The sequence below is a fragment of the Streptomyces aurantiacus JA 4570 genome (assembly GCF_000414115.1).
Lineage (GTDB): Bacteria > Actinomycetota > Actinomycetes > Streptomycetales > Streptomycetaceae > Streptomyces > Streptomyces aurantiacus_A.
On sequence record NZ_AOPZ01000050.1, the window covers coordinates 1 to 19,029 of the forward strand.

The window sequence follows — 19,029 nt, forward strand, 5'->3', positions numbered from 1 at the left end:
GAGCACGGCGGGCTCGGCGGCGACGGCGGCGCGCACGGCGGCGGTGACGGCCGGGTCGGTGAGCGCGTCGGAGCTGCGGCGGCCCTCGGCGAGTGCGATCAGGGCGGGCCGGTTCAGCTCGTAGGGGACGGGTCCCGCGAGGTCGAGGACGACCGTGTCGGCCCGCTCGTGGGCGGCGGCCTGGAGCACCTGGTGCAGCGGTACGGCGACGGGGCGGGCCTCGGGGTCCCACAGGGCGAGGGCCGCGGTGGAGGTGAAGGCGGGCAGGGCCGTGCGGTCGCCCGCCTTGAGGGTGGGCACGGCCATGTCGCTGGTCTTCTCGCGGCGCAGCCCGTTCTCGTCCTCCTCGACCTCCCCAAGGATGGCGACGACGGGTACGAGGAGCCGCGCTCCGGCGAGGGCCTCCAGGACCGGGCCTCGGGCGGTCCGGTCCTCGGCCCAGGCGGCGAGTGCCGCGCTCAGGGCGGGGTCGGCCGACCCGTCGTCGTCGGAGAAACCGGGGTCGGGGATGTTCTTGTTCGCCACGGCTCCGACCCTAACGTCAGCGCGCGGACACGCGACGACGGGTCGGCCGCCCCCGCCACAGCACGATGCCCGCCGCGAGCAGGGCCACCCCGAGCCCTCCGGCCACGGGGCTGATCCAGCCCGCGGGCTCCTCGTCGGCGGACTGCTCGTCCGGGCCGGCGCCGAAGTACTTCTTGGCGTGGGCCGTCGTCCGCAGCGACTCCGGCTTGATCCTCCCGGCGCGGGCGAGTGCCGCGACCGGGTCGATCTGGCCGAAGCCGCGGGAGTCGTCGCGGCCGCCGGCCGGGCTGTCCCGCGCGGTGTCCCGCAGCAGTTCCTTGATCTCGGCGGGGCCGAGCCCGGGGTGGGCGGCGCGGATGAGGGCCACCGCCCCGGAGACGAACGCGGAGGCCGCGCTGGTGCCCCAGCCCTCGTAGTACTTGCGGTTGGGGTCGGCGATCACGATGTCGTCGCCGGGCGCGCTGACGGTGGCGTACCAGCGGCGGGTGGAGAAGGAGGCCCGCGTGCCGTTGTTGTCGACGGCCGTCGCGGCGATCACTCCGGGGTACGCGGCGGGGTACGAGATGTGGTCGCCGCGTTCGCCGCCGTTGCCCGCGGAGGCGACGACGACGGCGCCCTTCTTCAGGGCGTACTGGACGGCCGCGTCCTCCGTCGGCTCGGGGTGCGCGGACTTGGAGTCGTCGCCGAGGGAGAGGTTGATGACGTCCGCGCCGTGGTCGGCGGCCCAGCGGATGCCTTCGGCGAGGGCGTTGCCGCGGGTGGAGCGGGCCTTCTTGCGGGCCGGGTCGCCGTCTTCGAGGATCACCCGGACGGGCAGGATCCGTGCCTCGGGGGCGATGCCGAGGACGCCGTCGCGGCGGCCGTCGCCGTGCCCGTGTCCCGCGACGATCCCGGCCATGGCGGTGCCGTGCCGGGCCCAGGACTTCTCGCCCTTGCGGGCGCCGAAGCCGACCATGTCCTGGCCGGGCAGGACGTTGCCCGCCAGGTCGGGGTGCGAGGCGTCGACGCCGGTGTCGAGTACGGCGACGGTGACGCCCTCGCCCTTGGTGGTGCGCCATGCCTGGTCGGTGCCCATGACGTCGAGGGCCCACTGCTGGGCGCGGATGCCGTCGTCGGCGTACGCGGGGGCGGCGGCGGGCAGCAGCGCGAGCGCCGCGGCGAGCGTGCCGGCCGCGGCGGTACGGATCCTCATGAAGCCTTCTCCGTGGCCGCGCTGACGGTCTTGCGCAGGCCGCGCTCGACACGGTCGGCGATGCCCTTCGCGTCGTTGCCGAGGCCGGCCTGGGCGGGGGCGGAGGTGGCGCCCGCCTTCATGGCCTCGGCGGCGGGCTCCGGGTCGGTGACGGCGCGGCCGTCGGCGAACCCGGACACGGCGTACGCGACGACCGGCGCGTCGGGCAGTACTGACAAGGTCCAGGTGGCGCGCTGGAGGTTGCCGAAGTCCGCGGCCGGGGTGCCCTCGGCGGCGTACGGACGGGGCATCAGGTCCGGGCGGGTGTCGAGGCCCTCCTCCGTGAACCTGGTGCGCAGGGAGCGCATCGCCTCGGCGTCGGCCTTCGTGAACAGCAGGCCCACGGTGGTGACATGACTGCGGGTCGCGTCGGCGTACGTGGCGCGCAGCAGGCGCAGGCAGCCCGCGGGGGCGAGGGCCTTGCGCAGCAGCGGGTCGAAGGCGTCCTTACAGGTGCTGTCGGGGGCGACGGCGACGCGGTTCCAGGTGCGGTCGGCGCCGCCGGGGCCCGCGCCCTCGCCCTTGATGGAGGGCGGGAACAGCTCGTCGACGGGCACGCTGTGCCAGAGCTCGCCGGCCTCGACGTACGCGTTCCGGGAGCCGCCGGCCGCGTCGGACTCACCGGTCAGCCAACTCCCGGTCACCGCGCCGCCGATGAGCCCGAGGCCGAGGACGACACAGGCCACGGCGGCGGCCGCGCGGGGCCGCACCCAGGCGCCGACGGGGCGCAGCCGGGTGGTGGTGTCGTCGTACAGCGCGGGCCTCGCCAGAAAAACGAACGGACGCCCCGTGTCGGGCCCCGGTGTCAGATCCACCGCGCCAACTGCCCGCCGCGCGGCGGCAGTCCGCCGCTCGGCGAAGCCCCGCACGCCCCCCTTCGCCTCCGGCCCGGCACCGCCGCGCGGCACACCGACCGGCCGCGGCGGAACGCCGGGCCGGGGCGGCGGCGCGGCACTGTCAGCCCGCGCCCGCGGAGCGGACGGAGGCGCGGTGGGCGGCACTTCAGCTATGGCGCCCCGGGCCTGCGCTTGCGCCTTCGCCGCTCGCGTCCGCGAAGTCGCCGTAGCCGCAGGCGAGTTGGGGTCATTCGAGGCAGGTGTCGCGCCCTCCGCGGGTGCGCCCGTGGAAGGTGCGCGCTTCGGCCTGACGGGCACCGGGGCATCGGGTCCGCCCGACTCCGCGGGCCGGGGTGTTCCTGACGGTGCGACCGATGGCGGCGCGTCCGGCAGGCGTGCCGAGGCAGGTGGGGGCGGCGGTGTGTCCGGCACCCGCTCGGTGGCGGCGTCGTCCGTCGCGGGCCGGGGCAGCCGCACCCGGTCGAACGGCGCCAGCAAGTCCTCGACCATGGAGCCCACGTCGTCGCCCTGGTCGGCGCCCTCGGCCGCGTCGGCACCGTCGGCCGTCCCCCGCAGTGACGTATCGCCGCCTGCCGCGTCCGCCGCGCCGTCGGCCTGCCGCCGCGCCTCGGCCCGCGCCATCGGCGGACGGACGTCGGGGAAACGGGCGGTCGCGGGCGGAGGCGGCGGATCCGACGGGGCAGGGGGGAAGGGCACACCCGGCGCGTCCGCCGCTTCCCGCGAAGGCGGCGTGAGGGGTGTGTCAGTGCGGCCCTCGGAGGGCTTTCGGGGCGGCGTCTCGGTCGTGTTCCGCGAGGGGGGCGGCACCCGTGGCGGGGTGCCGGGCCGTGGGGGGACGGGGGGCCGTCGCGCCTCCGTGCTCATGCACCCCCCGTTCCGTCGCGTCGCGCGCTCCCTGCGTGCGCGTCACTCTACGGGCTGACATGAGGCCCACGGGAACCCAGTCCGCAGGCCGGGGTGATCTGCCCGGATCATCCCCCTACCCTCGGGTAGCCACGTCTGGCAGGCTGCCGCCATGAGAGGCCGAGCCGCAGACCGGGCCCGCTACGACCGGGCCACCGCGCACCTCGACGCCCCGCTCGCGATCGTGGACGTGGAGGCGTTCGACGCCAACGCCGACGACCTCGTGCGCCGGGCCGGCGGGAAGCCGATCCGGGTGGCGAGCAAGTCCGTGCGGTGCCGCGCGCTCCTGGAGCGGGTGCTCGCGCGGGACGGTTTCGCCGGGCTCATGTCGTTCACGCTCGCGGAGTCGCTGTGGCTCGCCCGCTCCGGCTTCGGCGACGTCCTCCTCGCGTACCCCTCGGCGGACCGCGCCGCCTTCGCCGAGCTCACCGCCGACCCCAAGCTCGCCGCCGCCGTCACCGTCATGGTCGACGACCCGGCGCAGCTCCGCCTCATCGACGACGCCCGGGACGGCGGCCGCGAAGAGGTGCGCGTCTGCCTGGAGTTGGACACCTCGCTGAAGCTGCTCGGCGGCCGGGTCCGGGTCGGCGCGCGCCGCTCACCGCTGCACGATCCCGCCCAGGTGGCGGCCCTCGCCCGCGCCATCGGCCGGCGGCCGGGGTTCCGGCTCGTGGGAGTGATGGCGTACGAGGGCCATGTGGCCGGGGTCGGGGACGCCGTGGCGGGGCATCCGGCCAAGTCGCGGGCCGTGCGCATGATGCAGGCCACCGCCCGCAAGGAACTCGCGGCCCGCCGCGCCGCCACCATCCGCGCGGTGCGCGCCGCCGCGCCGGACCTGGAGTTCGTGAACGGCGGCGGCACGGGCAGCGTCCAGCACACCGCCGCCGAGGCCGCGGTGACCGAGATCGCCGCCGGTTCGGGCCTCTACGTACCGCGCCTCTTCGACAACTACACGTCGTTCAGCGGCCGTCCGGCCGCCCTGTTCGCCCAGCCGGTCGTGCGCAGGCCGGGGCCCGGGGTGGTGACGGTGCTCGGCGGCGGCTATCCGGCGTCGGGCGTCGCGGGCGCCGACCGCTCCCCCGTCCCGTATCTGCCGGACGGGCTGCGCTACGACCCGCAGGAGGGGGCGGGCGAGGTGCAGACCCCGCTGATCGGGGCGCCCGCGGACGATCTGCGCATCGGCGACAAGGTGTGGTTCCGGCACGCCAAGGCCGGTGAGCTGTGCGAGCGGTTCGAGGAGCTGTACCTGGTCGAGGGCGACCGGGTGACGGGCAGCGCCCCGACGTACCGCGGCGAAGGCCACACGTTCCTCTAGTGGGCCCAGGGCCGGCGGGCCCACGACGGGCTACGACGGCCCGACGCTGCTCCCCACTCCCCCGCCCGTCTGGCTGTCCCCGACCGGCCTGATCCCCTCGATCACCTCGTCGATGTCGGACAGCGGCGGCGCCCCCTTCCCGGCGTCGACGGTGAAGCGCACGATGACCATCGCCTCGGAGCCCGTGCTGGAGGGGAAGGCGAGGGACTGGACGTACCCGCCGGAGCCCTTGTTGGTGTGGACGCGCCAGCGCACGAAGTAGCCGCTGCGGCCGCCCACCGCCACCGTGCCCGACTTGACCCGCTCGTGCCGGGTCATCCCGCCGAACGGCTTGCGGTTGATGCTGTCCTCGTCGTACGCGGCGTCGGCGGCGTCCTTGATGTCCGCCTCGGCGAGCTTCTTGGGCGAGCGCTCGTCGGTGCCCGTCGCCGTGCTCGACGTGATCTTGCCCTGGCGGCAGAGTCCGGGGTCGCCCGGGCAGTCGTAGGTGTCCGGGGTCTGGAGGGCGAGTTCGTTGCCGACGGTGTTGTCGGCCTTCTCCCAGCCGTCCGGTACCGGCAGGGTGATGCCGTTGAGCTGGTCGACGAGCGTGTCGGGGTCCTCGTCGGGCGTGGCGGTCCCCGGCGCGGACGTCGTCGGGGTGGGGCTCGGTTCGTCGACCGTGGAGGCCGTGGGCGCGGGGCCGCCCTGCGGATCGTCCCCGTCGTCGCCCTGGAGCACGACGACACCGGTGACGATCGAGGCGACCAGGACGGCACCGGCGACGGAGATCGCGACGATCTTCGCGCGGCCGCCGCCGCCCGCGGCAGCCGGGACCGGCCCCGGCTGCTGGATGACCGTGGTGCCGAACCCCGGCTGCTGGTACGGGGGTTGGTACGCCGCGGTCGCGGCGGCGGACGTGCGCCGGTGGTCGGTCCACGCGGCCCCGTCCCACCAGCGCTCGGTGCCGGGCGTCGACGGGTCCGGGTACCAGCCGGCGGGAGGCGTCATGCTCATTCCGGCACTCTAGGACGTGGCCCGAGCTTCCGCGCAATCAGCTCGGGCCCGCCCCGCCCTCGATACCTAGTGCACCGAGTCCCGCTGGTCGGGCACGACCGAGCCGTCCGCGCGCAGCACCGGCCCCCTGCTCCCGTCCGGCGCGTTGTACGCGGACGTCGAGCACGGGTACGTACCGGACTTCTGCGGCAGCGGCTCGATGAACATCGGGTTCACGACCCACCGCCCGTCGGCGTTGTCGTACGCCCGGCACATGAACTCGCTCTTGTTGCGGTTGAGCACGAGGTGCGCGCCCGTCGCGTCGCCGACGAAGGTCACGTCGGTGTCGGCGTCACCGCCGCCGAGCGCGATCCGCCGGTCCCAGCGCTGCTTGTGCCAGGCCGCCTTGCCCTTGACGCCGAAGATCTCCTGGTTGATCCAGCAGCGCTTGCCGTCGATGTACGGGATGGCCTCGCCCTTGCTGACGGGGACGCCGCCGCAGCCCTGGTTCCAGGGGGTGATGCGGCCCTTGCCGTCGAGCACCGAGCGGATGGCGATGGTGTGCTTCCGGTCGATGCCCACGCCGCTCTTCCCGCCCGCCCAGACCTCGGCGACCGGCTCGGAGCCCGCGGAGACGATGTAGACGTCGAACCCGGCCTTCTTCAGCGTGCGGATCAGGTCGCGCTGCTGCTCGTAGTAGCGCGCGTAGCCGGGGATCGTGTGCGTGCCGACGGTCTGCGTGGCGCCGACGGGGGCCGCGAGGGCCTCCTTGCGGGCCTTGCGGGCGTAGCTCTCGACCTCGTGCACGGTGTGCCCGGTGAAGATCTGCGGTACCCAGGCGTACTGGGGCACGGTGCGGCGGTGGTTCCAGGTGCCGGCGAAGGCGGCCTCGCCGCTCATCGTCTTCCCGTCCTCGCGGATCTCGAAGATCTCGTCCGCGCAGGCGGTGTCGGTGGACGTCGGCAGCGGACGGCCGACGGGCACGGAGGTGCCGCACGCCTTGGTGAGGGCCTGGTGGGCGGCGTCCGTCATCCACTTGCTGGTGGACTTCCAGCTCTTGGGCCGCAGGATCTTGTCGTGCCGCAGCGCCCAGGCGATGGTCAGGTCGGTGACGTCGTTCTTGACGACGGTGTTGTCCCAGTCGAAGGCGGCGACGGGCCGCTTGTCGCCATGCCGGAGACCGGGGTTCGAGCAGGTGCCCCGCTCGTCGATCATCCGCTGGAGGCGGGCGCGGTTGTCGCCGTACCAGGTCAGCTTGTGCGAGAGCTGCGGACAGCGCTCGGTCGCCTTCCTGGCGGTGGTGCCGGGGGGCGCGGCCGTGGCGGCGGCCGCGGGGAACGACGTGGCCACGGCCGCCAGAGTGGTGGCGGCCGTGGCCAGCGTCAGCGCCAGTACATGTCGGTTACGCATGTGAGTGGACCGTACAGCAATGTGCGGGGCACCAGGTCACGGGCCTGTGGGGGAAGTTGGGCGCGACCTACAGGGGCGTGACGTACGCGCCCGAGATGCCGCCGTCGACCAGGAAGTCCGTGGCGTTCACGAACGACGAGTCGTCGCTGGCGAGGAACGCGACCGCGGCGGCCAGTTCGTCGGCCTCGGCGAAGCGGCCCACCGGGATGTGCACGAGCCGGCGGGCGGCGCGCTCGGGGTCCTTGGCGAACAGTTCCTGGAGCAGCGGGGTGTTCACCGGGCCCGGGCACAGCGCGTTCACGCGGATGCCCTCGCGCGCGAACTGCACGCCCAGTTCCCGCGACATCGCGAGGACGCCGCCCTTGGACGCGGTGTACGAGATCTGCGAGGTCGCCGCGCCCATGCGGGCCACGAACGAGGCCGTGTTGATGATGGAGCCCTTGCCCTGGCGGCGCATGTAGGGGATGGCGGCCTTGCAGCACAGGTACACGGAGGTGAGGTTGACCTCCTGGACGCGCTTCCACGCCTCCAGGCCGGTGTCCAGGATGGAGTCGTCGTCGGGCGGCGAGATGCCCGCGTTGTTGAAGGCGACGTCGACGGAGCCGTAGGTGTCGTACGCGGTCTTGAAGAGCGCCTCGACCTGCTCGGCGTCGGTGACGTCGACCTTCACGAAGGTCCCGCCGACCTCCTCGGCGGCGGCCTTGCCCGCGGTCTCGTCGATGTCGCCGCAGACGACGTGCGCGCCCTCGGAGGCGAGGCGGCGGGCGGTGGCGAGGCCGATGCCGCTGCCGGCGCCGGTGATGACGGCCGTCCGGCCGACGAGGCGGCGGCAAATGTTCTGGTCGGTCATGGGCTCAGGCCTCCGTGCTCTCTGTGCTGATGAAGACGTTCTTGGTTTCGGTGAAGGCGGTGAGGGCGTCAGGACCCAGTTCACGGCCGAGGCCCGACTGCTTGTAACCCCCGAAGGGGGTCCAGTAGCGGACGCTGGAGTGCGAGTTGACCGACAGATTGCCTGCCTCGACGGCCCCGGACACGCGCAGGGCGCGGCCCAGGTCCCGGGTCCAGATGGAGCCGGACAGGCCGTACGGGGTGGCGTTGGCCAGGCGTACGGCGTCCTGTTCGTCGGTGAAGGGCAGCAGGACGGCGACGGGCCCGAAGATCTCCTCCACGGCCGCCCGCGAGTCCGGCCGCTCGCCGGTGAGGACGGTCGGCGGGAACCAGAAGCCGGGCCCGGCGGGCGCGCTCCCCCGGATCGCGTCGGCGCCGTCGGGAACGAAGTCCCGTACACGGTCGAGTTGTTGACGGGAGATCAGCGGACCCATCTGCGTCTTCTCGTCCAGCGGGTCGCCGACCACGACAGCCCGCACGGCCTCCGTGAGGCGGGCCGTGTACTCCTCGTACACCGACTCCTGTACGAGGATGCGGGTGCGGGCGCAGCAGTCCTGCCCCGAGTTGTCGAGGAACGCGAAGGGGTCGGCCGCCGCTTCGAGGTCGGCGTCGGCGAAGACGACGTTGGGGCTCTTGCCGCCGAGTTCGAGGGTGACACGCTTCATCTGCGCGGCGCAGCGCTCCATCACGTCGCGGCCCGTGCGACTCGAACCGGTGAAGACGATCTTCGCGACGCCCTCGTGCTCGACGAGGGCACGGCCCGCGACCTGGCCGTGGCCGGGCAGCACCTGGAAGATGCCTTCGGGCAGGCCTGCCTCCAGGGCGAGTTCGGCGAGGCGCAGCGCGGTGAGCGGCGTCGTCTCGGCGGGCTTGAGCACCACGGCGTTCCCGGCCGCGAGGGCGGGCGCGAAGCCCCAGGCAGCGATGGGCATCGGGAAGTTCCAGGGCGCGATCACGCCGACGACGCCGAGGGGTTCGTGAAAGGTGACGTTCCAGCCGCCCGGAGCGGGAATCTGCGCGCCGTTGAGGCGCTCGGCGCCCCCGGCCGCGTACAGCAGGAGATCCCGTACGTTGCCTGCCTCCCAGCGGGCGTTGCCGATCAGGTGGCCCGCCTCGCGCACCTCCAACCGGGCGAGTTCTTCGAGGTGTTGGTCGACCGTGTCGGCGAAGCGGCGCAGGAGGCGGGCGCGGTCGGCGGGCGTGGTGGTCGCCCAGGCATCCTGGGCGGTGCGGGCCCGCGTGACCGCCCGGTCGACGTCGGCCGCGTCGGCGGCGGGAACCGTCGCGACGACCTCCTCGGTCGCCGGGTTCAGTACCTTCAGTGGCTCAAGCAAGAAACTGCCTCACATGCGTTCGAAGGAGCGGCGGAGCTCCCAGTCGGTCACCGCGGAGTCGAAGGCGTCCAGCTCGACCCGCGCCATGTTGCGGTAGTGCGCGACGACCTCGTCACCGAAGGCGGCCTTGGCGACGGGGCTGTTCTCCCACAGCTCGGCGGCCTCGCGCAGCGTCGTCGGGACGTGCGCGTAGTCGCCGGTGTAGGCGTTGCCGGTGCAGGCGTCGGGGAGTTCGAGCTGCTGCTCTATGCCGTACAGACCCGCGGCGACCAGACCGGCCACGGCCAGGTACGGGTTCACGTCACCGCCGGGCAGCCGGTTCTCGAAGCGCATCGAGCGGCCGTGGCCGACCACGCGCAGCGCGCAGGTCCGGTTGTCGTGGCCCCAGGCGGCGGCCGTCGGCGCGAAGGAGCCGGGCTGGAAGCGCTTGTAGGAGTTGATGTTGGGCGCGTACAGGAGCGAGAAGTCGCGCAGCGCGGCGAGCTGGCCCGCGAGGAAGTGCCGCATGACGGGCGACATGCCACCCGGGTCGTCCGAGGAACCCGCCATGACGTTGTTGCCGTCGGCGTCCTGGAGCGAGAGGTGGATGTGACAGGAGTTGCCCTCGCGCTCGTTGTACTTCGCCATGAAGGTGAGCGAGACGCCTTCCTGCGCGGCGATCTCCTTGGCGCCCGTCTTGTAGATGGCGTGCTGGTCGCAGGTGACCAGGGCCTCGTCGTAGCGGAACACGATCTCGTGCTGGCCCGGGTTGCACTCGCCCTTGGCGGACTCCACGGTCAGGCCCGCGGCGGCCATGTCGTTGCGGATGCGGCGCAGGAGCGGCTCGATGCGTCCGGTGCCGAGGATCGAATAGTCGATGTTGTACTGGTTGGCGGGCGTCAGGGCCTTGTAGCCCGCGTCCCATGCCTGTTCGTACGTGTCCTTGAAGACGATGAATTCCAGCTCGGTGCCGACATGGGCGGTGTAGCCGAGTTCGGCGAGCCGGTCCAGCTGGCGGCGCAGGATCTGGCGCGGGGCGGCCACGACGGGGGCGCCGTCGGTCCGGGCGAGGTCGGCCATCAGCAGGGCCGTGCCCTCGTTCCAGGGGACGCGGCGCAGCGTGTCGAGGTCGGCGTGCATGGCGAAGTCGCCGTAGCCGCGGTCCCAGGAGGACATCGCGTAGCCGTCGACGGTGTTCATCTCCGTGTCGACGGCGAGGAGGTAGTTGCAGCCCTCCGTGCCGTGCTCCAGGACCTCGTCGAGGAAGAACCGGGCGGCGAACCGCTTGCCCTGGAGCCGCCCTTGCATGTCGGGGAAGGCCAGGACGACAGTGTCGATCTCGCCGCTCGCCACCAGAGCACGCAGCTCCTCGATGCCGAGCGGGGGTGTGCGGTCTGCCACGGGAAAAGCCTCCTTGGGTCAGCCGAGTGGCCATAAGGTATTGCGGAGAACCATTGCTTGGGAAGGGGGTACGGGCAGATGTCGCACACCGAGGCGGACGGCTCGCACACGCCGGGTGCCGCGCACGGGCCGGATGCCGCACACCTGCGAGGTGACGACCGGCTGACGCACGTCCTGCGTCCGGTCCGGGCGGGCAACGGCTTCGAGGAGGCCCTGGAGCAGATCCTCCAGGTGGTCCGCCTCGGCCTGGTGCCGGGCGGCGAGCGGCTGCCCGCCGAGCGGGAGCTCGCCGACCTGCTCGGCATCAGCCGGGTCACGCTGCGCGAGGTGCTGAAGGTGCTCCAGGACCAGGGGCTCGTGGAGTCACGGCGGGGGCGCTACGGCGGTACGTTCGTGCGCCCGCGCCCCGCGGCGGCGGGCGAGGACGAGCTGCGCCGCCGCGTCGCGGACGTGGACGTGGAGGACGCGCTGCGCTTCCGCGAGGTCCTGGAGGTGGGGGCCGCGGGGCTGTGCGCGGCGCACGGGCTCGACGACGCGCAGGCCGAGCGGCTGCGCGCCGCGCTCGCCCGCACCCACGACGCGCCGCTCGCCGAGTACCGCCGCCTGGACACCCTGCTGCACCTCACGCTGGCCGAGCTGTCCGGCTCGGCCTCGCTCACCACCCAGTACGCGGCGGTCCGCGCCACGGTCAACGAACTCCTGGACTGCATCCCGCTCCTGGTGCGCAACCTGGAGCACTCGCAGCGCCAGCACACCGCGCTCGTGGAGGCCGTGCTCGACGGCGACGCGGACGGCGCGCGCGAGATGATGCGCGAACACTGCGCGGGGACGGCGGCGCTGCTGCGGGGCTTCCTCACGTGAGGGTCCGGTGGCGTACGTGAGGTGATTAACCACGGCGTAACGCACGGGTCTTGCTTTCTCGCCCCCACCCCCGCAAAGGTATGGCTCCATTCCATTGAACGCCCGAACGCCTGACTGCCGCCGCAGGGGAGCCATGTCATGACCCAGGAGTCCACAGAGCCACCGAAGGCCGGCGCCGCCGGGGAGCCGGACGACTATCTGGAGCGGCGCGCGCTGCGCCGCGGCAACGCGGGCTGGGTGCTGCTCACCGGCCTCGGCGTCGCCTATGTCGTCTCCGGCGACTTCTCCGGCTGGAACTCCGGCCTCAAGGAGGGCGGCTTCGGCGGCCTCGGCATCGCGATGGCGCTCATGGGCGTCATGTACGCGTGCATGGTGTTCTCGCTCGCCGAGCTGTCGTCCGTGCTGCCGACGGCGGGCGGCGGCTACGGCTTCGCGCGCCGCGCGCTCGGCCCCTGGGGCGGCTTCCTCACCGGCACGGCGATCCTCATCGAGTACATCCTGGCGCCCGCCGCGATCGTCATCTTCATCGGCGACTACGTCGAGTCGCTCGAACTCTTCGGCCTGGAGTCCGGCTGGCCGGTGTACCTGGCCTGCTTCGTGATCTTCCTCGGCATCCACCTGTGGGGCGTGGGCGAGGCGCTGCGCTTCAGCTTCGTGGTCACGGGCATAGCGGTCGCCGCGCTCCTCGTGTTCGCGGTGGGCGCCTTCATGGACTTCGACGCCTCGCACCTGAACGACATCACGGTCGACCACGACGCGTTCGGCTCCAACTCCTGGCTGCCGCTCGGCCTGCTCGGGATCTGGGCGGCCTTCCCCTTCGGCATGTGGTTCTTCCTGGGCGTGGAGGGCGTGCCGCTCGCCGCCGAGGAGACGAAGGACCCCGCCAGGACGCTGCCGCGCGCCATCCGCTGGTCCCTGTGCATCCTGGTCGTCCTCGCGCTGCTCACCTTCTTCGCCTCGGCCGGGGCGCGCGGCTCGGCGGCCATCCAGGACACCGGCAACCCGCTGGTGGACGCGCTGCAGCCGGACGGCAAGCAGACCGGCCTGAGCCGCGTCATCAACTACGCGGGCCTCGCGGGCCTGGTGGCGTCGTTCTTCTCCCTGATCTACGCGGGCTCGCGCCAGCTCTTCGCGCTCTCCCGCGCGGGCTACCTGCCGCGCTTCCTCTCCCTCACCAGCAGCCGCAAGGCCCCCTACCTCGGCCTGCTCGTCCCGGGCGCGATCGGCTTCGCGCTCGCGGCGGCGACGGGCGACGGGGCGCGGATGCTGAACGTGGCGGTGTTCGGCGCCACCATCTCGTACGCCCTGATGTCCCTGTCCCACATCGTCCTGCGCCGCCGCGAGCCGAACCTGCCCCGCCCCTACCGCACCCCCGGCGGCGTCCTGACCTCGTCCGTCGCCCTCGTCCTGTCCTGCGCCGCCCTGGTCGCGACGTTCCTCGTGGACGTCACGGCGGCGTTCATCGCGCTCGGCGTGTACGTCGTGGCGCTCGCGTACTTCGGCCTCTACAGCCGCAAGCATCTGGTGGCACGGGCCCCGGAGGAGGAGTTCGCCGCGCTGGCGGAGGCGGAGGCGGAGTTGGAACGGGACTGACAGTCACATGGAGAACACGGTGAACAAACCCCTGATCGGCATCAGCACCTACCTGGTGGAGAAGGCGAGCTGGGGCGTGTGGGAGCTCCCTGCCGCCCTGCTCCCCGCGGGTTACCCGCGCCTGGTCCAGGCGGCGGGCGGCCTGGCGTCGATGCTGCCCCCTGACGAGCCTTCGTACGCCGCCGAAGTCGTCGCCCGCCTCGACGGGGTCGTCGTCGCGGGCGGCCCCGACGTGGACCCGTCCCACTACGGCGCCCCGCGCGACGACCGCACGGGCCCGCCCGCGCCGGAGCGGGACGCGTGGGAACTCGCCCTGATCCGGGCGGCGTTGGACTCCGGTACGCCGCTGCTCGGCATCTGCCGGGGCATGCAGCTCCTGAACGTCGCCCTCGGCGGCACGCTGATCCAGCACCTGGACGGCCACGTGGCGGCGCCCGGCGTCTTCAGCACGCACCCGGTGCGACCGGTCCCCGGCACGCTGTACGCCGCCATCGCCCCCGCCCCCGCCGACGTCCCCACCTACCACCACCAGGCCGTGGACCGCCTGGCCCCCGCACTGGTCCCCTCCGCCCACGCGGAGGACGGCACGATCGAGGCGATCGAACTCCCGTCACCCGCCTGGGCGTTGGGCGTGCAGTGGCATCCCGAGATGGGGGAGGACGTGCGGGTGATGGGGGCGTTGGTGAGGGAGGCGAGGGGGCGGGGGTGAATCCCGCGTACGACGGGGGGTGGGTTCCGGAGGGCGCGGGGCCCACCCTGCGTCCGAGAGCAACGGGTGGGCGGGTGGGAGAAAGCCCAGGCCGCAGGCTGAGGGCGCGTCGCGGACTACAGGGGACCGCAGGCCCGGCCAGGGCGCCCAGGCCCACGGCACCCAGAACGACTAGGGCACCCCACGCGTAAGGCTCAAAAGCTCCCGCACAGGCCCCACGGGAACGTGCCCCACCGGCCAAACGGCCCGCAGCGCCCGCTGCAACCGCACCCCGGCCACGGGAACCCCGACAAGCCGCCGCGCGGCCACCTCCTCGCCCACGGCGAGCTCACTGAGAACGGCGGGCCCAGCCCCACTCACCGCGGCGGACTTCACCGCGGTGGTCGACGACAGTTCAAGGAGCGGCCGAGCGAGCGCCCCGAGCGCGGCCTCGAGGACGGCCCGCGTCCCGGACCCCTCCTCCCGAAGGATCAGCGGCGTGGCCGCGAGCTCCGCGGCCCCGAGCGGCACCCGCCGCCGCGCCCACGCGTGCCCCGGTGCCACCACCACGACCAGCCGGTCCTGCGCGACGACCACCCCGTCGAGCCCGGCGGGCACCCCGACCCCCTCCACGAAGCCGACGTCGGCCCGACCGTCGAGCAACTGCCCCGCGACCACCGCCGAGTTGCCCGCGCTCAGCGACACCGCCGTGTCCGGCAGCCGCGCGCGCAGCGCGATGAGCCACCCGGGCAGCAGATACTCGGCGATGGTCATGCTCGCCGCGACCCGCAGCCGCGAGTCCCGCCGGTCCCGCAGCGCCTGCGCCCCCGCGTCGAACGCCTCGGCCGCCTCCACGATCCGCCGCGCCCAGTCGGTGACGAGGGCACCCGCCTCCGTGAGCCGCGACCCGCGCGGGGACCGGTCCACCAGGGCGACGCCGAGCTGCCGCTCCATGGACCTGATCCGCCCGCTGGCCGCGGGCTGGGTGATGCCCAGCTCACGCGCGGCCCGGCCGAGACTCCCGAGCCGCGCCACGGCCAGCAACAGCTCAAGGGCACCCAGATCCGGCACCCGATGCGCGAGCGGCGCCCCCGTCGACGTACCCGAAGACGGCGAAGACAGCGACGTACCCGAAGACAGCGACGCACCAGAAGACGGCGACGTACCGGAATCACCGCCACCGAAGCCCCCGCCCTCCCCACCACCCGACGCACCACCAGAAGCACTCATAAGCCCAGGTTATGCCCTCATAGGCAAGAGGGCTCTGGCGGCCGGGGCCGCGCGGCCGCACCGTTGAGTCATGGTCACAGTCGCCCACTCCCCCGCCCCGGCCCGCCCGGCCACACGGCCCCGTTCGGACGCCGTCCGCCACCTCGGCCCGAACTGGTACGCCTCCGTCATGGGCACCGCCATCATCGCCAACGCCGGGGCCGCGCTGCCCGCGGACGTACCGGGCCTGCGCACGGGCGCGACCGTGATGTGGGCACTGTCCCTGCTGATGCTGGTCACCCTGCTCGGCGCCCGCGCCGTCCACCACGCGCACCACCGCGACCAGGCGCGCGCCCACCTCGCCGACCCGGCCATGGCGCCGTTCTACGGCTGCCTGGCCATGGCGCTGCTCGCCGTCGGCGGCGGCACGATGCTCGTCGGCGCCGACTGGATAGGCACCACGGCGGCGGTCGCCGTCGACACGGTCCTCTTCACCGCCGGTACGGCCATCGGCCTCGCCGCGGCCGTCGCCATCCCCTACCTGATGGTGGTCCGGCACCGCGTGCGGCCGGGCACCGCGTCGCCGGTGTGGCTGCTGCCCGTCGTGGCGCCCATGGTCTCGGCCGCCCTCGGCCCGCTGCTCGTCCCGCACCTGCCCGCGGGGCAGGCCCAGCAGACCCTGCTCTACGGCTGTTTCGCGATGTTCGGCCTGAGCCTGCTCGCCACCCTGGTGATGCTGCCGCTGATCTTCGCGCGGCTGGTCCACGAGGGCCCGCTGCCGCTCGCGCTCACCCCCACCCTGTTCCTGGTCCTCGGCCCGCTCGGCCAGTCGACGACGGCCGCCAACAAGTTCGCCGACGTCGCCCCCGGCGTGCTCCCCGCCCCCTTCGACCAGGGTTTCACCGTCTTCGCCGTCCTGTTCGGCGTGCCCGTGATGGGCTTCGCGCTGATGTGGCTGGCGCTCGCGGGCGCGATGGTGCTGCGGGCGCGGCGGCGCGGCATGGGCTTCGCGATGACCTGGTGGGCGTTCACCTTCCCCGTCGGTACGTGCGTGACGGGCGCCGAGGGCCTCGGCAAGCACACCGGCCTGGCGGCGTACGACTGGCTGGCCGTGGCGCTGTACGCACTGCTGGTGTCGGCCTGGCTGGTGGCGATCGTCCGGACCGCGCACGGCGTGGCCAACGGCAAGCTGCTCGCGGCCCCGCGCTGAGCACCGCCCCGCGCGAACGTCAGCGGCGAGCCGCCCGCAGTGCCGCACCGAGCACCGCGGGCGCCTCGCCCAACGACGGCCCGTACCAGGTCAGATGGCGTCCGCTGACGAGCGCGACCGGGACGTTCGTGGGAAACGCCTCCGGACCGTCCTCCCGCGTGAAGCGGTACGGCTCGTCCGGCAGGATCACCAAGTCCAGGTCCGCGGCGCGCAGTTCGTCGATGGGGATCCGCGGATAGCGCTCGGCGTGCGCCGCGTACGCGTTGTCGACGCCCAGGTGCGCGAGCAGGTCCCCCGCGAAGGTGTCCCGGCCGAGGACCATCCAGGGCCTGCGCCAGATCGGGACGGCGGCCCGCAGCCGACCCGACGGAAACGACGGGCACGGCGGGTCCAGCCAGGCCGCCTCGGCCGCGTCCAGCCACTCCGGCCGCCCCGCGGCCCCGCACGCGGCAAGGACCCGCGCCAGCTCCCGGAACGCCTGGTCGAGGCCCCGCACCTCGGTGACGAGCACCTCGATCCCGGCCGCGCGCAGCGCCGCGATGTCCGGCGCGCGGTTCTCCTCCTCGTTGGCGATCACCAGGTCGGGGGCGAGTGCCACGATCGCCGGCACGTCGGGGTTCTTGGTGCCGCCGACGCGTACGACATCGAGGTCCGCCGGATGCGTGCACCAGTCGGTCGCGCCGATCAGCGCGCCCGGCACAGTCGTGGCGACCGCCTCCGTCAGCGAGGGCACCAGCGAGACCACCCGGATGTCGGCCACGCTCCGTCACCACCCTCCATCATTTCTGAAGCGCTCCTCAAGCACCCCGCGGCGACTTCTCGACTGTGCCTCAGGGACTTCTCGGCCACTTCTCAAGGAGTTCCGGGTCAGCCCTCGGCCGCCCCTCGGCGGCTTCTTCAGTGCCGCCCGCCGTCGACCGCCTCGATGTGCTCCCCGACCGCGACGACGAGCACGCGCGCGTCGACGGCCGTGGCCCGCCAGCGGTGCCGCACCCCACCGGTCAGATAGAGGCTGTCGCCGCGCCCGAGGCGGTAGGCGCGGCCCTCGGCCTCCACCTCGACGGAGCCGCCGATGACGTACATCAGCTCGTCGTTGCGGTGCTGGAACTCGCGGCCCTCGTCGTGGTCGCCGACGTACTCGAAGACGTGCAGTTGGTGGTGGCCGCGCACCAGGTCGCGTACGTGCGTCTCGGGGGTGCCGCCGGCCAGGCTGACCTGGTCGTCCGCCCGCACCACGTCGACCGTGCAGGCCGGGTCGGCGGCCGCGAGGAGCTCCACGGCGGTGGTGCCGAGCGCGTCGGCCACCCGCTCCAGGGAGCGCATGCTGGGCCTGGCCCGCTCGTTCTCGACCTGGCTGAGGAAGGGCACGGACAGGCCGCTGCGCCCGGCGACGACGGCGAGGGTGAGTTCGAGCTGGCGGCGGCGGCGCCGCACGGCCGAGCCCACCCGGAGGGTCTCCTTGTGCTCGTCCATGGCCCCGGCTCCCTTCTTCCGCTCCGAGTCATCACCCTGAAGGGTTTTCTGCACCCTACGCATGTTCGCCAAACGGTTTTACCCAGTTGGGCGCTCCGGGCGCCGGTTCCGGCCGCCGCAAGCCCCCGCGCACCCCGTACGGACCGTACGCGGACGACTACAGCTCACGCCAGTAGATCAGTTGTCCGGATTCCCCGGGGGCCGCCCCCTCGCGCGGCAGGAAGAGGCTGACGAGCAGAGCGGGTCTGCCGCGCGGGTCGGTCAGGAGGGTGGCCGAGGGGTTGGCGAAGGCGCGGCTGCCGCCGTGGGTGCGCGGGGCGAGGCGGTCGGCGCGGCCGCCGGCCGGGTCGTAGGCGTAGACGCGCCAGCTCCCGAAGTCCTCGCGCCGCCCCTGTCCCTCGACGAGCAGCACCCGCCGCCCCGCGAGTTCCACCGGCGCCCGGTCGCCGAGGTTGCCGCCGTTGCCCCACGCCGTCAGCGCCCAGTCGAGGCGGCGGTCGGGCTCGGCATGCCAGGTGCGGAAGCCGGTGAGGGTCGCGCGCAGTTGCCGGTCGGTGTCGCAGCCCGCCCGGTAGTGCCCGGTCAGCTCGATCGTGTCGCCCCGCACCGCGGTGACGGCGGGCGTGCCCTCCGCACAGCGGGAGAGGGTGCGCGGCGCGTCGTACGCCCGGTGCGCGCGCCCGTGGAGCAGCGCGCGCAGACCCGCGTACGCCCGTACGGCGATGTGGTTGCGGGGGTCCTTCTCGTACGCGAGGACATAGCCGCCGCGGCCGTCGTGCGCGAGGGACGCCTGGTGGGTGCCGGGGCCGAAGTCGTGGCGGCGCTGCCAGTGCAGCAGGTCCGTGGAGGTGGCGACGGCCGCGTGGAAGCGGCCGTCGTCCAGAAGCGTGTGGTACACGGCCAGGTACGTGCCGTCACCGGCCTGCGCGAGCTGGGCCGCGTCCATGGTGCGGCCGGTGTGGTCGCGGGCGTCGTAGCGGTGGCCGTCGGCGGCCGTGACGTCCTCGGCGAGCGCGGCGAGCCGGGCGGTTCCGGCGGACGCGGGCACGGCGTCCGCCCGCGTCCGCCCGGAGACGAGCAGGGCGGCGGCCAGAACCAGCACGGCGGCGACGAGCAGCGCCGTCCTCGGCTGCCTTGCGGTCACGGGTGAGGTCTCACGTTCAGCTGTTCGAGAGGG

16 protein-coding genes and 1 pseudogene are annotated in these 19,029 nt (G+C 73.6%); 5 read left to right on the forward strand and 12 right to left on the reverse strand.

What is annotated here, in order from left to right; translation table 11 throughout:
* The 3 genes from STRAU_RS06280 to STRAU_RS43455 form a co-directional block, all read right to left on the reverse strand.
* On the reverse strand, positions 1-525 hold a 525-nt coding region (locus STRAU_RS06280; protein WP_037657842.1), incomplete at its 3' end, for an SseB family protein.
* A gap of 16 nt (positions 526-541) precedes the next feature.
* A complete protein-coding gene (gene mycP, locus STRAU_RS06285) occupies positions 542-1,717 on the reverse strand; it encodes a type VII secretion-associated serine protease mycosin (protein WP_016639412.1) in 1,176 nt (391 codons plus the stop codon).
* Positions 1,714-3,234 carry a hypothetical protein gene (locus tag STRAU_RS43455; protein ID WP_016639413.1) on the reverse strand — a complete coding sequence of 507 codons (1,521 nt, stop codon included), beginning with the start codon at positions 3,232-3,234 and terminating at the stop codon, positions 1,714-1,716. Before STRAU_RS43455 ends, mycP begins: the two co-directional genes overlap by 4 nt.
* A 394-nt stretch (positions 3,235-3,628) precedes the next feature.
* On the opposite strand from STRAU_RS43455, the gene STRAU_RS06295 reads away from it, so the two are divergent.
* Complete coding sequence (locus STRAU_RS06295; protein ID WP_016639414.1) at positions 3,629-4,831, forward strand: amino acid deaminase/aldolase; 1,203 nt, start codon at positions 3,629-3,631, stop codon at positions 4,829-4,831.
* A gap of 30 nt (positions 4,832-4,861) precedes the next feature.
* On the opposite strand, the gene STRAU_RS06300 is transcribed toward STRAU_RS06295, so the two are convergent.
* From STRAU_RS06300 to STRAU_RS06320, 5 genes are all read right to left on the reverse strand, one after another.
* On the reverse strand, positions 4,862-5,827 hold the full coding sequence (locus tag STRAU_RS06300) for a DUF2510 domain-containing protein (RefSeq protein ID WP_016639415.1): 966 nt from the start codon (positions 5,825-5,827) through the stop codon (positions 4,862-4,864).
* A gap of 66 nt (positions 5,828-5,893) precedes the next feature.
* Positions 5,894-7,216 (reverse strand): HAD family hydrolase, encoded by a 1,323-nt coding sequence (locus STRAU_RS06305; protein WP_016639416.1) that lies wholly within the window; start codon positions 7,214-7,216, stop codon positions 5,894-5,896.
* 67 nt (positions 7,217-7,283) lie between these two features.
* A complete protein-coding gene (locus tag STRAU_RS06310; protein WP_016639418.1) occupies positions 7,284-8,066 on the reverse strand; it encodes a 3-oxoacyl-ACP reductase in 783 nt (260 codons plus the stop codon).
* Between the two features lie 4 nt (positions 8,067-8,070).
* Positions 8,071-9,438 carry an aldehyde dehydrogenase family protein gene (locus STRAU_RS06315; protein WP_016639419.1) on the reverse strand — a complete coding sequence of 456 codons (1,368 nt, stop codon included), beginning with the start codon at positions 9,436-9,438 and terminating at the stop codon, positions 8,071-8,073.
* 9 nt (positions 9,439-9,447) lie between these two features.
* Positions 9,448-10,818 (reverse strand): glutamine synthetase family protein, encoded by a 1,371-nt coding sequence (locus tag STRAU_RS06320; RefSeq protein ID WP_016639420.1) that lies wholly within the window; start codon positions 10,816-10,818, stop codon positions 9,448-9,450.
* A gap of 78 nt (positions 10,819-10,896) precedes the next feature.
* On the opposite strand from STRAU_RS06320, the gene STRAU_RS06325 reads away from it, so the two are divergent.
* From STRAU_RS06325 to STRAU_RS06335, 3 genes are all read left to right on the forward strand, one after another.
* Entirely contained in the window at positions 10,897-11,679 is a 783-nt protein-coding gene (locus STRAU_RS06325; protein ID WP_016639421.1) for a FadR/GntR family transcriptional regulator, read from the forward strand.
* 138 nt (positions 11,680-11,817) lie between these two features.
* Positions 11,818-13,272: an ethanolamine permease gene (gene eat, locus STRAU_RS06330; protein WP_016639422.1), complete on the forward strand. Its 1,455-nt coding sequence runs from the start codon at positions 11,818-11,820 to the stop codon at positions 13,270-13,272.
* Between the two features lie 19 nt (positions 13,273-13,291).
* Positions 13,292-13,981: a gamma-glutamyl-gamma-aminobutyrate hydrolase family protein gene (locus STRAU_RS06335; RefSeq protein ID WP_037657869.1), complete on the forward strand. Its 690-nt coding sequence runs from the start codon at positions 13,292-13,294 to the stop codon at positions 13,979-13,981.
* 171 nt (positions 13,982-14,152) lie between these two features.
* On the opposite strand, the gene STRAU_RS06340 is transcribed toward STRAU_RS06335, so the two are convergent.
* Positions 14,153-15,190 carry a LysR family transcriptional regulator gene (locus tag STRAU_RS06340; protein ID WP_016639424.1) on the reverse strand — a complete coding sequence of 346 codons (1,038 nt, stop codon included), beginning with the start codon at positions 15,188-15,190 and terminating at the stop codon, positions 14,153-14,155.
* Between the two features lie 70 nt (positions 15,191-15,260).
* Here STRAU_RS06340 and STRAU_RS06345 point away from each other — a divergent pair.
* Positions 15,261-16,487: pseudogene (locus tag STRAU_RS06345) on the forward strand (TDT family transporter).
* Here STRAU_RS06345 and STRAU_RS06350 read toward each other — a convergent pair.
* The 3 genes from STRAU_RS06350 to STRAU_RS06360 form a co-directional block, all read right to left on the reverse strand.
* Positions 16,399-17,139, reverse strand: coding sequence for a helical backbone metal receptor (locus STRAU_RS06350; RefSeq protein WP_016639426.1), 741 nt, complete (start codon positions 17,137-17,139; stop codon positions 16,399-16,401). The pseudogene STRAU_RS06345 and the gene STRAU_RS06350 overlap by 89 nt on opposite strands.
* A 137-nt stretch (positions 17,140-17,276) precedes the next feature.
* Complete coding sequence (locus STRAU_RS06355; protein ID WP_037657844.1) at positions 17,277-17,852, reverse strand: helix-turn-helix domain-containing protein; 576 nt, start codon at positions 17,850-17,852, stop codon at positions 17,277-17,279.
* Positions 17,853-18,009: 157 nt separating this feature from the next.
* Complete coding sequence (locus STRAU_RS06360) at positions 18,010-18,996, reverse strand: hypothetical protein (RefSeq protein WP_016639428.1); 987 nt, start codon at positions 18,994-18,996, stop codon at positions 18,010-18,012.
* Between the last annotated feature and the right edge of the window lie 33 nt (positions 18,997-19,029).

Coding starts and splice junctions, on each gene's coding strand:
- STRAU_RS43455 (WP_016639413.1), bottom strand. CDS start 3,234: ATGGCGCGGGCCGAGGCGCGGCGGCAGGCCGACGGCGCGGCGGACGCG.
- STRAU_RS06305 (WP_016639416.1), bottom strand. CDS start 7,216: ATGCGTAACCGACATGTACTGGCGCTGACGCTGGCCACGGCCGCCACC.
- STRAU_RS06300 (WP_016639415.1), bottom strand. CDS start 5,827: ATGAGCATGACGCCTCCCGCCGGCTGGTACCCGGACCCGTCGACGCCC.
- mycP (WP_016639412.1), bottom strand. CDS start 1,717: ATGAGGATCCGTACCGCCGCGGCCGGCACGCTCGCCGCGGCGCTCGCG.
- STRAU_RS06295 (WP_016639414.1), top strand. CDS start 3,629: ATGAGAGGCCGAGCCGCAGACCGGGCCCGCTACGACCGGGCCACCGCG.
- STRAU_RS06310 (WP_016639418.1), bottom strand. CDS start 8,066: ATGACCGACCAGAACATTTGCCGCCGCCTCGTCGGCCGGACGGCCGTC.
- STRAU_RS06340 (WP_016639424.1), bottom strand. CDS start 15,190: ATGAGTGCTTCTGGTGGTGCGTCGGGTGGTGGGGAGGGCGGGGGCTTC.
- eat (WP_016639422.1), top strand. CDS start 11,818: ATGACCCAGGAGTCCACAGAGCCACCGAAGGCCGGCGCCGCCGGGGAG.
- STRAU_RS06325 (WP_016639421.1), top strand. CDS start 10,897: ATGTCGCACACCGAGGCGGACGGCTCGCACACGCCGGGTGCCGCGCAC.
- STRAU_RS06355 (WP_037657844.1), bottom strand. CDS start 17,852: ATGGACGAGCACAAGGAGACCCTCCGGGTGGGCTCGGCCGTGCGGCGC.